This window comes from Microbispora siamensis (assembly GCF_016863095.1).
In the GTDB taxonomy this organism is placed as follows: Bacteria; Actinomycetota; Actinomycetes; order Streptosporangiales; family Streptosporangiaceae; genus Microbispora; species Microbispora siamensis.
In genome coordinates this window covers 1-11,998 of sequence record NZ_BOOF01000091.1, presented here as the reverse complement: position 1 = coordinate 11,998, position 11,998 = coordinate 1, and the positions used below count along the sequence as shown (strand labels likewise).

General features: G+C 66.9%; 9 protein-coding genes and 2 tRNA genes. 7 read left to right on the top strand and 4 right to left on the bottom strand.

The features are described from left to right. A tRNA-Pro gene (locus Msi02_RS42335) sits at positions 1 to 77 on the bottom strand. Between the two features lie 90 nt (positions 78 to 167). Between Msi02_RS42335 and Msi02_RS42330 the strand changes: the two genes are divergently transcribed. Further along, a tRNA-Gly gene (locus Msi02_RS42330) sits at positions 168 to 238 on the top strand. Positions 239 to 773: 535 nt separating this feature from the next. On the opposite strand, the gene Msi02_RS44725 is transcribed toward Msi02_RS42330, so the two are convergent. The 3 genes from Msi02_RS44725 to Msi02_RS42315 all read right to left on the bottom strand — a co-directional run bounded on the left by Msi02_RS44725 (position 774) and on the right by Msi02_RS42315 (position 3,133). Continuing rightward, the gene (locus Msi02_RS44725; protein ID WP_204053345.1) at positions 774 to 1,277 is read right to left on the bottom strand and encodes an SMI1/KNR4 family protein; all 504 of its coding nucleotides are present in this window, start codon (positions 1,275 to 1,277) and stop codon (positions 774 to 776) included. A 642-nt stretch (positions 1,278 to 1,919) separates the two neighbouring features. Further along, entirely contained in the window at positions 1,920 to 2,567 is a 648-nt protein-coding gene (locus tag Msi02_RS42320; RefSeq protein ID WP_204053344.1) for a class I SAM-dependent methyltransferase, read from the bottom strand. An 86-nt stretch (positions 2,568 to 2,653) separates the two neighbouring features. Next, the gene (locus tag Msi02_RS42315; RefSeq protein WP_079317766.1) at positions 2,654 to 3,133 is read right to left on the bottom strand and encodes an ATP-binding protein; all 480 of its coding nucleotides are present in this window, start codon (positions 3,131 to 3,133) and stop codon (positions 2,654 to 2,656) included. Between the two features lie 276 nt (positions 3,134 to 3,409). Between Msi02_RS42315 and Msi02_RS42310 the strand changes: the two genes are divergently transcribed. The 6 genes from Msi02_RS42310 to Msi02_RS42285 all read left to right on the top strand — a co-directional run bounded on the left by Msi02_RS42310 (position 3,410) and on the right by Msi02_RS42285 (position 11,721). Then, the gene (locus Msi02_RS42310; RefSeq protein ID WP_079317764.1) at positions 3,410 to 4,276 is read left to right on the top strand and encodes a Sco1979 family transcriptional regulator; all 867 of its coding nucleotides are present in this window, start codon (positions 3,410 to 3,412) and stop codon (positions 4,274 to 4,276) included. 201 nt (positions 4,277 to 4,477) lie between these two features. Further along, positions 4,478 to 5,872, top strand: coding sequence for a trigger factor (gene tig / locus Msi02_RS42305; RefSeq protein ID WP_079317762.1), 1,395 nt, complete (start codon positions 4,478 to 4,480; stop codon positions 5,870 to 5,872). Positions 5,873 to 6,233: 361 nt separating this feature from the next. Then, positions 6,234 to 6,878 carry a ClpP family protease gene (locus Msi02_RS42300; protein WP_030509565.1) on the top strand — a complete coding sequence of 215 codons (645 nt, stop codon included), beginning with the start codon at positions 6,234 to 6,236 and terminating at the stop codon, positions 6,876 to 6,878. A 14-nt stretch (positions 6,879 to 6,892) separates the two neighbouring features. Then, positions 6,893 to 7,540, top strand: a complete 648-nt coding sequence (locus tag Msi02_RS42295; RefSeq protein WP_204053343.1) for an ATP-dependent Clp protease proteolytic subunit — start codon at positions 6,893 to 6,895, stop codon at positions 7,538 to 7,540. A gap of 235 nt (positions 7,541 to 7,775) precedes the next feature. Beyond that, positions 7,776 to 9,059 (top strand): ATP-dependent Clp protease ATP-binding subunit ClpX, encoded by a 1,284-nt coding sequence (gene clpX, locus Msi02_RS42290; RefSeq protein WP_079317756.1) that lies wholly within the window; start codon positions 7,776 to 7,778, stop codon positions 9,057 to 9,059. Between the two features lie 73 nt (positions 9,060 to 9,132). After that, positions 9,133 to 11,721, top strand: coding sequence for a valine--tRNA ligase (locus tag Msi02_RS42285; protein WP_204053342.1), 2,589 nt, complete (start codon positions 9,133 to 9,135; stop codon positions 11,719 to 11,721). Positions 11,722 to 11,998: the final 277 nt, after the last annotated feature.

Below are 11,998 nucleotides of genomic sequence, written 5' to 3'. Positions count from 1 at the left end.
TGGTCGGGGCGACAGGATTTGAACCTGCGACTTCTTGCTCCCAAAGCAAGCGCGCTACCAAGCTGCGCCACGCCCCGTCTCGTCGGGTACGCGAGCGGTCCGAGACTCCGGTACGCTTACGCCCTGACGACCGGATGAAGTCTAGACCAGATGGACACCGGGCGCGCGCGGACGTAGCTCAATGGTAGAGCCCCAGTCTTCCAAACTGGCTACGCGGGTTCGATTCCCGTCGTCCGCTCTCAGTGCGAAAGGCCAGGTCACCCCGTACGGGGAGCCTGGCCTTTGTGATCTCTGGATGATGTTTCCGATGCCTTGATCACGATCCAGCGGGGCGTGCAGGTAAATCAGGGCCGCCCGAGTGGACAAGTGACCTCATGCGCGCCATCGGCTCCTTGAGGCTGGCACCGTTGGCAGGTGCCAGCGTCTTTCCCATGTGCCGCAGGTCGTGAATGTGGAGATCGGGAAACCGACCGCCGTACGGGTCTTGTTCCAGGTCCGACGGGCTGGAGCGCCGGAGGCGAGCGTCCTTGGGGCCGATGAAGACCCAGCCGCCCGCCGCTTTATCCGAGTAGCGCTCCACATGCTCGCGAAGCTGGGGGAGGAGTTCCGGAGGGGATGGCGACCATCCGACGACCGGCGAGCAACCTGGGTGTGCGTCGAGCAGCTTGCCGCCGTCAAGGGCGGCGCTGCGCGTCTCGCGGCCCTGCGCCCGGTCGGCGGCCGGGCGTGCGGCCTGGGGGCCGGTCCCGGCCGTCGGCAGCTCGGGCAGCTGCCTACCCCCATGCCTCACAAGTCACTTCGCCCAAGTCGGGAAGCTCTGGCCGACCGAACGTGTTCCCCGAAAACCACTCCAGTAGGAACTCGGTCGCCGTCAATCCAATCGCGGGACCCTGGTCATAGTGCCGAGGCCAGATGATCACCGGCCATGCATCCGGTTCGCCCTCAGTCAGCCAACCGATACAGTCACCGTTGTCGGTGCTTCCCCACTTCAAGAAGCCACCTGGCTCCGGCCAAGCCGCGAGCGGGTACCAGGACGGCCACTCCTTACGAAACTCCCGGTACTGATCCCCAACGTACCGAGCAGCGTCCGCGAAGGACTCGCCACCTGCAGCGCTACGCGGATCAGCAACCGCTAGCCACTCCCCGAAGTAGCAGCTCCCGTAACGGTTGACGAGCGCAACGAAATCGGCAGGGAGAGAATTACCGAGCTCAGCGAACACCGCTTCCCACGCCGCCTCCCCATATATGGGCTCGGTAGGAGGCGAGACCAGAGCCATAAGCTTATTCAAGGCATTATGCATCCGACAGGCATACACCTGACTGGCCGGGCCTGTACAGAACAGAAAGCCGAAGATCAGGCAGGGGAGAAGCGCGCGGGGCCGCGCCTACTTGCTGAGCAGCACCCAAACGGCTGACAGGCCAGCGTGTGCCGTTATCTGCCGCGTGATGACGTCCACAAGGTCATCGGCGACGTTTGCAGGGAGGTCCCCCTCGATGGACACCTGCCAGCCGACATCCTCGGCGGAGAAGGAGACGTCAGCGTCTCGCACCCGAATCCGATGATCGCCCCAGCCGTCCACGAGGGAAGCCTCCCACCCGTCAGGGGTGAGGACGCGCGCAAGATCTCGCGCGTGTATGGGGATCCATTCCGGCCCGTCCTCTGGCCTGATCAGATATGTACGAGTCTCCTGCATGATCCATACCGTGCCACAACGTGCCAGTCATAAGCGGGGAATCAGGGGGAGTCGAAGGTGTGAGCGGACACCCGGGAATGGCCCTTGACCAGCACCGAAGCAGGCCGAGCCGTGGTGATCCGAACTCTTCCAAACTGGCTACGGGGGTTCGATTCCCGTCGTCCGCGCTCAGTGCGAAGGCCCAGGTCGGGGAGTGCTCCCGACTCTGGGCCTTTATCTTTCTGTCTAGGCTTTGCGGGCGAGCAGGTGAATCTCTTTGAACTGCCGTCGGTCGGTGGGCTGGGGCTCGCGAACCATCCGAGCCACCTCGGGCAACCCGGACTCGCGCAGCATCGCGGCGAGGTGATCAGGCCACCACCGATAGGCCGGCGCGACTGCGTGATCGAAGACCTGCGTCTGGTGAGACGAATCATCGGTTGCCGAAAAGCCGATCAGAAGGTGGCCGCCAGGCGCCAGCACACGATGGAACTCCGCCAGGATGACGGGGAGTGCCTGCGGCGGAGTGTGGATGATGGACCAACGTGAGAGTACGCCGCCCAGCACGCCGTCAGCGATGTTCAACGCGGTCATCGAGCCCACGTCGAACCGCAGGCCCGGATAGGCCTGTCGAGCCAACTTGATCATCTCAGGAGAGGCGTCAACCCCGAACGCCGCCAGCCCCAATTCGTCTAGATAAGCGGTGACATAGCCAGGCCCACATCCCAGGTCCGCGACCCGACCGTCCCCACTCGCACTTACGACCTCGGCGAAGACCCCCAGGATCGCGCGGTCCAGGGGGCTGTCACGCAGCGAGTCGCGGAACAGTTGCGCATAGGTGGAGGCGGCAGCGTCGTAAGCCTCGCGGGTGAAATTGAGGGCATCGTGTTCGACCATGCGCGCGACAATAGTCCTGGCCGGAGGTGAGCCGGGAGAATCAGGATCTTCCCTCCCGCGAGTTCGCGGGAGCGGTCGCGGGATCGTCAGTCGCCGGTGCGGAAGAGGGCCCAGACGGCCTTGCCGCCCTCGTCCAGCGCGTCCCAGCCCCACGCCTGACTGTAGGTCTCGACGATGTAGAGGCCGCGTCCGTGCTCCGAGACGAAGTCGGGCTGCACGGGCGACGGGGCCTGGTCGCTCGGATCCGAGACGGCGAGCAGCACGTGCGGGGCGATGCGCAGAAGCGTCAGCGTTATCGGCCGGTCGCCGGCGCGGTTCGCGGGATACAGAGCGTAACGGACCGCGTTCGTCACCAGTTCGCTCACGACCAGTGCCGCGTCGTCGCTGAGTTCCGACAGGCCCCACTCTTGCAGGGTCGTCCGCGTGACGTCACGAGCGGTCTTGACGGAGTCGGCCTGCGGGGCCAGGGGGCACATCGTCGTATCGGACGCCCCTGCCACCCTCCGGAACCAGCCGAATCCCACGTCGCGGGTCAGCTGGCCGCCGGGTTTGGGCTCGTCCGACATGGTTGCCCGTACCTCCCGCTGGCCTGAATCGAGGACTGGTGCACATTTTGGCCCAATATGCACCTAGACATGATGGATCAGCGCCTCCTGCCGCTGCAAGACCCAAATGCACGTGCAATTGTCATGTGCAGACGCACACTGCGGTAGTGCTAACCGTCAGGGACACGTAGATCAGACCTTGTCATCGGGGCCCGAAGTGGTGACACTGTGTGGGCTGGGGGTGTCGTGCGGGTCGTCCCTTGGCGGCACACAGGGCCGAGGTGAGAGGGAGGCGCCGTGATACAGATCCAGGCTGGATCGGGTCCGACGGCTCTGCGCATCCTTCTCGGTTCTCAGCTCCGCAAGCTCCGTGAGAGCAAGGGCATCAGTCGTGACCAGGCCGGCCAGTGCATCCGGGCGTCCGAGTCGAAGATCAGCCGGATGGAGCTGGGCCGGGTCGGATTCAAGGAGCGCGACGTCGTCGACCTTCTCGCCCTCTATGGGGTGGAGGACGAGGAGACGCGCGATGTCGTGATGAACCTGGTCGAACGGGCCAACGAGCCCGGGTGGTGGCACAGGTTCAACGACCTGCTGCCCTCGTGGTTCCAGGCGTACGTCGGCCTGGAGGAGGCCGCCGAGCGCATCCGCACCTATGAGGTGCAGTTCGTCCCCGGCTTGCTGCAGACGAAGGAGTACGCGCGGGCCGTCATCATGGCCGGCGCGGTAGGCGCGGCGCCGGAGGAGATCGCCAGGCGGGTGGACCTGCGGCTGGAGCGCCAGCGCATCCTCGACGGAGAGAACAGCCCCAAGTTCTGGGCCGTGATCGACGAGGCCGCGCTGCGCCGCCCGATCGGCGGCGTCGAGGTCATGCGGGGTCAGATCCAGCACCTCATCGACCTGATGAACCAGCCCAACGTGACGATCCAGGTCATCCCGTTCAGCTACGGCGGACACGCCGCCGAGGGCGGTGCCTTCAGCATCCTGCGGTTCGCCGATCCCGACCTGCCCGACATCGTGTACGTCGAGCAGCTCGCCAGCGCGCTTTACCTGGACAAACGAGAAGAGGTCGACCGCTACAGCGAGGTAATGGAACGCCTCTGCGCGGTCAGCACCACCCCAACGGAGACGGTGGACCTGCTGCGGCAGATCATGGCCGACCTCTGAGCAGTCGCTACCGGGCCTCATCTGCTCTAGACTGCCCTTGGCGTTGGACACCCGCCACAGTCGAGCATGCCCGGACAGGTCGCGTGCAGGCGAGACGGTGATCCTGCGCCTCTCACGTGGGCGCGGCGCGCGTTACTGTGCCGCGGTTGCCGTGCACGACGTGCCCGCGATCACCAGATGCTGGATCAAGGAGACCACCCCGTGAAGACCGCTGTCGAGGAGCTCAGCCCTACCCGGGTCAAGCTCACCGTCGAGGTGCCGTTCAAGGAGCTCGAGCCGAGCCTGCAGGCCGCGTACAAGAAGGTCGCGCAGCAGGTGCGCGTGCCCGGCTTCCGTCCTGGCAAGGTGCCGGCCCGGATCATCGAGCAGCGCTTCGGCCGCGCGGTGGTTCTCGAGGAGACCCTGAACGACGCCCTGCCCAAGCTGTACGGCCAGGCCGTTGACGAGACCGAGGTCTTCCCGGTCAGCCAGCCGGAGATCGAGGTCACCAAGATCGAGGACGGCGAGCAGGTCGAGTTCACCGCCGAGGTGGACATCCGCCCCGCCTTCGACGTCCCCGACTACCAGGGCGCCGAGATCGTGGTCGACCCCGCCGAGGTGACCGACGAGGACATCACCGCCCAGCTCGAGGCCCTGCGCCAGCGCTTCGCGACGCTGACCGGCGTCGAGCGGCCGGCCCAGAACGGCGACTACGTCGTCATGGACCTGCGCGCCGAGATCGACGGCCGCAACCTCGACGAGCAGCAGGCCGCCGACGTGTCGTACGAGGTCGGCGCCGGCTCGGTCCTGCAGGGCCTGGACGACGCGCTGCAGGGCATGGCCGCCGGCGACGAGAAGACCTTCCGCACCACCCTCGTCGGCGGTGAGAACGCCGGCGAGGAGGCCGACGTGATCATCAACGTCAAGTCGGTCAAGGAGAAGGTGCTGCCCGAGCTGGACGACGAGTTCGCGCAGCTCGCCAGTGAGTTCGACACGCTCGACGAGCTCAAGGACAGCATCCGTGAGCAGGTTCGCCGCAACAAGCTGGTGGACCAGGTCGTGCAGAGCCGCGAGAAGGCCCTCGAGGCGCTGCTCGAGAGGATCGACATCCCGCTGCCCGAGAGCGCGCTCCAGGCGGAGATCGACGCGCGCAAGCACAACCTCGAGCACCAGGTCGCCGAGAGCGGCCTGAGCCGCGAGGCCTACCTCCGCCTGCAGCAGACCACCGAGGAGGAGCTGTTCGCCGAGTACGAGGCGACTGCGGCCAAGGCGCTGAAGTCCGGCTTCGTGCTCGACAAGATCGTCAAGGCGGAGGAGATCGGCGTCAGCGAGCAGGAGCTGACCGACTTCGTGGTGCGCCGCGCCATGCAGATGGGCGTCGCGCCGAACACGCTGGCCCAGCACCTCGCCGACAACAACCAGCTCCCGCTGGCGATGATGGAGATCGTGCGCGAGAAGGCCAAGACGCTCATCGGCGACGCGGCCAAGGTGACCGACACGGCTGGCAACGAGGTGGACATCAAGGCCATCTACGCCGAGCTCAACCCCGAGCAGGAGGCCGTGGGCGTGGAGGAGGCGGGCGCCGGGGAGCCCGCCGACGAGGCCAAGGAAGGCTGATTCCGTCGGCTCTCGCCTGATTTTCCGCCGCCGACCGGCCGGGAGGCCGGCCGGTGTGGCTTGGCGGTAACGGTGAAACCCCCGTCGCACTCGGGTGCGCCGGGGGTTTCCGGTTATATTCGGGCAAATCCCTGCAAATTTGTTTCTTACCGCGTGTCGGGGAGCAATCGTACGGCTGAGATCCGTACGTCCCTGCCCGCGCGGCCAGGGCGGTAAACACGGGCGATGCGGCGCGGCGTCCCGCCTCGGGCCGGGCATGCGCCGTCAGCGAACAGTACGGCGCACGGGCATGACCTGTCTGCGTCGCGCGTTAAGGTCACAAGCAAAGCCAATCGATTACGACGCATCGGAAGGTGACGCTGTGACCAGCCCGCCGACCTTCTTCCCGACCGGTGGTTCCGGCTTCGAGGCCCGGAGCCCGGAGGGTGGCCCCTCCCGCCTCGAGGACCAGCTCTACCAGCGCCTGCTGCGCGAGCGGATCGTGGTGCTCGGCACCCAGGTCAACGACGAGGTGGCCAACCGGCTGGCCGCTGAGCTCCTGCTCCTCGCCGCCGATGACCCGGACCGCGACATCTGGATGTACATCAACTCCCCCGGTGGCTCGGTGACCGCCGGCATGGCGATTTACGACATGATGGAGTACGTGCCGAACGACGTCTGCACGGTCGCCATGGGCTTGGCCGCCTCCATGGGGCAGTTCCTGCTCTGCGCCGGTGCCCGGGGCAAGCGGTACGCGCTCCCGCACGCCCGGATCATGATGCACCAGCCGTCGGGCGGCATCGGCGGCACCGCGGCCGACATCGCGATCCAGGCCGAGCAGATGCTCTACGTGAAGAAGACGCTCGCGGAGCGGATCGCTTTCCACACCGGCCAGCCGCTCGACCAGATCGAGCGCGACTCCGACCGGGACCGCTGGTTCACGGCCGAGGAGGCCAAGGACTACGGCTTCATCGACCACGTGGTGCGCAGCGCCCGCCAGGTGCCCTCCGAGGGCGCCGTCTCGTGACTGGAGCTTCCCAGATGAGTGAGCTGACCCGGCCGGGTGACATCAACGGCCGCTACGTCCTTCCCTCCTTCGTCGAGCGCACGTCGTACGGCGTCAAGGAGATGAACCCCTACAACAAGCTGTTCGAGGACCGCATCATCTTCCTCGGCGTCCAGATCGACGACGCTTCGGCGAACGACGTGATGGCGCAGCTGCTGACGCTGGAGTCGCTGGACCCGGACCGCGACATCAGCATGTACATCAACTCGCCGGGCGGCTCGTTCACCGCGATGACCGCGATCTACGACACCATGCAGTTCGTCCGGCCCGAGATCCAGACGGTCTGCCTTGGGCAGGCGGCCTCGGCCGCGGCGGTCCTGCTGGCCGGCGGCACGCCGGGCAAGCGGTTCGCCCTGCCCAACGCCCGTGTGCTGATCCACCAGCCCTACACCGAGGGCGGCGGCCAGGGCAGTGACATCGAGATCCAGGCTCGTGAGATCCTGCGGATGAGGTCGCTGCTCGAGGAGATCGTGGCGAAGCACTCGGGCAAGTCGGCCGACGAGGTCCGCAAGGACATCGAGCGTGACAAGATCCTCAGCGCCGAAGAGGCGAAGGCGTACGGGCTGGTGGACGACATCATCCCGTCGCGGAAGAAGCGCGCGGCGGCGGTCGCCGCTTCCTGAGGGAGTTGCCGCACCGGAACGGTGCCCATTTGGGCACGTTCCGGTGCGACTCACCGCTAGGGGGCTCACTGAGGGCCCGAGAGACGGTAACGTCGAAACCTGAGCGGGATGACGTTTTCGCACCGGATCGCGATCCCCGGATCATGGCCCAGGATCATGAGCCCGGATCGCGAGCAGGGTGCGGACGGAAGCGACCGCGGCGGCAGGGGCGGTCCCACGCAAAGGAGTATCTGGGGTGGCACGCATCGGCGACGGGGGAGACCTGCTGAAGTGCTCGTTCTGCGGCAAGAGCCAGAAGCAGGTCAAGAAGCTCATCGCCGGACCAGGCGTCTACATCTGCGATGAGTGCATCGATCTCTGCAACGAGATCATCGAGGAGGAGCTGTCCGAGTCCTCCGAGCTCAAGTGGGACAACCTCCCCAAGCCGCGCGAGATCTACGAGTTCCTCGACGCGTACGTCATCGGGCAGGACAAGGCGAAGAAGGCGCTGTCGGTGGCGGTCTACAACCACTACAAGCGCGTCCAGTCGGGGGAGCGGGGCCGTGACGACGGCCTGGAGCTGGCCAAGTCCAACATCCTGCTGCTCGGCCCCACAGGCTCGGGCAAGACCCTGCTCGCGCAGACCCTCGCCAAGATGCTCAACGTGCCGTTCGCCATCGCGGACGCGACCGCGCTGACCGAGGCCGGCTACGTCGGCGAGGACGTGGAGAACATCCTCCTCAAGCTGATCCAGGCCGCCGACTACGACGTCAAGAAGGCCGAGACCGGCATCATCTACATCGACGAGGTCGACAAGATCGCTCGGAAGAGTGAGAACCCGTCGATCACGCGGGACGTGTCGGGCGAGGGCGTGCAGCAGGCCCTGCTGAAGATCCTGGAGGGGACCACGGCGAGCGTGCCCCCGCAGGGCGGTCGCAAGCACCCCCACCAGGAGTTCATCCAGATCGACACCACCAACGTGCTGTTCATCTGCGGCGGTGCTTTCGCCGGCCTCGAGAAGATCATCGAGTCGAGGGTCGGCAGGAAGGGCATCGGCTTCAACGCGATCATCCACTCGAAGGAGGAGATGGACTCCTCCGACATCTTCTCCGACGTCATGCCGGAAGACCTCCTGAAGTTCGGCATGATCCCCGAGTTCGTCGGGCGGCTCCCGGTGATCACGTCGGTGCACAACCTCGACAGGGACGCGCTGATCCAGATCCTCACCGAGCCGCGCAACGCGCTCGTCAAGCAGTACCGGCGCCTGCTCGAACTGGACAACGTCGAGCTGGAGTTCTCCGACGACGCGCTGGAGGCCATCGCCGACCAGGCCATCCTGCGTGGCACCGGCGCCCGCGGGTTGCGCGCCATCATGGAGGAAGTGCTCCAGTCCGTGATGTACGAGGTGCCCTCCCGCCAGGACGTGGCCCGTGTCGTCATCACCCGCGAGGCCGTGCTGGAGCACGTGAATCCGACCCTGGTGCCACGCGACCAGCTGCAGGCCAAGCAGCAGCGGACCCCGAGGGAGAAGTCGGCCTGACGCGGGCCTTCGCCGGCACGCTATCCACAGGGCGTGCGGCGACGGCTCGGGCGGCGTCCGGACGTCCCTAGAATTGGGCACCGTGACTACGTCTGAGCTGCCCACCCAGTACGCCCCCGCCGATGTCGAGACCCGGAGCTACGAGCGCTGGGTATCGGCGGGCTACTTCACAGCGGACCCGGGCAGCGGGCGCGAGCCGTACAGCATCGTGCTTCCCCCGCCCAACGTGACCGGGTCGCTCCACGTGGGCCACGCCCTCGACCACTCGATCCAGGACGCGCTCACCCGGCGAGCCCGGATGCGGGGCATGGAGACACTGTGGCTCCCCGGCATGGACCACGCCGGCATCGCCACGCAGAACGTCGTGGAGCGCGAGATCGCCAAGGAAGGCCTGTCGCGCCACGACTTCGGCCGTGAGGCGTTCGTCGAGCGCGTCTGGCAGTGGAAGGAGGAGTCCGGCGGCCGGATCCTCGGCCAGATGAAGAAGCTCGGCGACGGCGTGGACTGGTCCCGCGAGCGCTTCACCATGGATGAGGGGCTCTCCCGGGCCGTCCAGACGATCTTCAAGAAGCTGTTCGACGACGGGCTCATCTACCGCGCCGAGCGGATCATCAACTGGTGCCCCCGCTGCCTGACCGCCCTGTCCGACATCGAGGTCGAGCACAGCGACGACGACGGCGAGCTCGTCTCGATCCGCTACGGCTCGGGCGACGAGGAGATCATCGTCGCCACCACCCGCGCCGAGACCATGCTGGGCGACACCGCGGTCGCCGTCCACCCCGCCGACGAGCGTTATGCGCACCTGGTCGGCAAGTATGTCGAGGTCCCGCTCACCGGGCGGCGCATTCCGATCGTCGCGGACGAGCACGTGGACCCCTCCTTCGGCACCGGCGCGGTGAAGGTCACCCCCGCGCACGACCCGAACGACTTCGAGATCGGGCGGCGCCACTCGCTGGAGTCGCTCGTCGTCATGGACGAGCGCGGCGTCATCACCGCCCACGGGCCCTTCCAGGGGCTCGACCGGTTCGAGGCGCGGCCCGCCGTGGTCGCCGCGCTGCGCGAGCAGGGCCGCATCGTCGCGGAGAAGCGTCCGTACGTGCACTCCGTCGGGCACTGCTCCCGCTGCAAGACCGTGGTCGAGCCGCGGCTGTCGCTGCAGTGGTTCGTCAACGTCACACCGCTGGCCAAGGCCGCCGGTGACGCGGTGCGTGACGGCCGGACCCGCATCCACCCGCCGGAGCTGGCCAAGCGCTACTTCGACTGGGTCGACGACATGCACGACTGGTGCATCTCGCGCCAGCTGTGGTGGGGACACCGGATCCCCGTCTGGTACGGCCCGGACGGTGACATGGTCTGCGTGGGGCCCGACGAGGAGCCGCCGGCGGGTTACGAGCAGGACCAGGACGTCCTCGACACGTGGTTCTCCTCCGGGCTCTGGCCGTTCTCCACGCTCGGCTGGCCGGACGCCACGCCCGATCTGGCCCGCTTCTATCCGACGACCGTGCTCGTCACCGGCTACGACATCCTGTTCTTCTGGGTCGCCCGGATGATGATGTTCGGGCTGTACGCGATGGACGGCCAGCCGCCGTTCCGCACCGTGGCGCTGCACGGCATGGTGCGCGACCAGTTCGGCAAGAAGATGTCGAAGTCGTTCGGCAACGTCGTCGACCCCCTCGACTGGATCGAGCGTTACGGGGCGGACGCCACGCGCTTCACGCTCCTGCGCGGTGCCAACCCCGGCTCCGACGTGGCGATCAGCGAGGACTGGGCGGCCGGATCCCGCAACTTCTGCAACAAGATCTGGAACGCCACCCGCTTCGCCTTGATGAACGGCGCCGTCTCCGACGGCCTGCCCGAAGACCTCACCGCGGCCGACCGGTGGATCCTGTCGCGCCTGCAGGAGGTCGTCACGAGTGTCGACGCGGCCTTCGAGGAGTTCGAGTTCGCCAAGGCCTCCGACGCCCTCTACCACTTCGCCTGGGACGAGGTCTTCGACTGGTACGTCGAACTGGCCAAGGTCCAGTTCGCCGAGGGCGGCGCGGTGGCCGAGAACACCAAGCGGGTGCTGGGGCATGTCCTCGACGCGCTGCTCCGGCTGCTCCACCCGCTCGTGCCGTTCGTGACGGAGGAGCTGTGGCGGGCTCTGACCGGTGGGGAGTCGATCGTGGTCGCTCCCTGGCCCTCGGCCGTGCCCGGACTGCTCGACCCCGAGGCCGAGCAGGAGATCGCGTCACTGCAGGACCTCGTGACGGAGGTGCGCAGGTTCCGCTCGGATCAGGGCCTGAAGCCCGGTCAGCGGGTGGCCGCGCGACTGTCCCTGTCCGGTACGGCTCTCGCCGCCCACGAGGGCGCGATCCGCGTCCTGCTGCGTCTGGACGATCCCGCGGACACGTTCAACCCGACAGCCCGGCTCACCGTCGGCACCGTGCTCGTGGAGATCGACACGGCCGGTGCCATCGACGTCGTGGCCGAGCGGAAGCGGCTGGAGAAGGACCTGGCGGCGGCACGCAAGGAGCAGGCGCAGGTCACGGCGAAGCTCGGCAACGAGCAGTTCATGTCCAAGGCGCCCGAGGACGTCGTGGCGAAGGTGCGCCGACGGGCCGAGCAGGCCGCCGAGGACATCTCTCGTCTCGAAGCCCAGCTCGCAGCCCTGCCGGCCTAGGTCGTCGTCCTGTGCGCCCTCGTCACGACGAGGGCGCACAGGCAACCGGAAGCTTTGTGGCGGGAGAGGTTTGAGGGCCCTGAAGACAGGGCAGGACCACAAAGTTGCCCAAGTTGTGCGCAGCCCCTCCGGACGGGTGCTAGTCTTTCTGCACGCGCTGAGGACCGGCGAGCCTGAACCCCCCTCCGGGGATCGGCTGCTAGGCTCTCAGTAACTCCTTCTCATCGGACCCGATCTCGGGATGCTTCGTCACGATTCGACGGGCTTTCGGGGATCA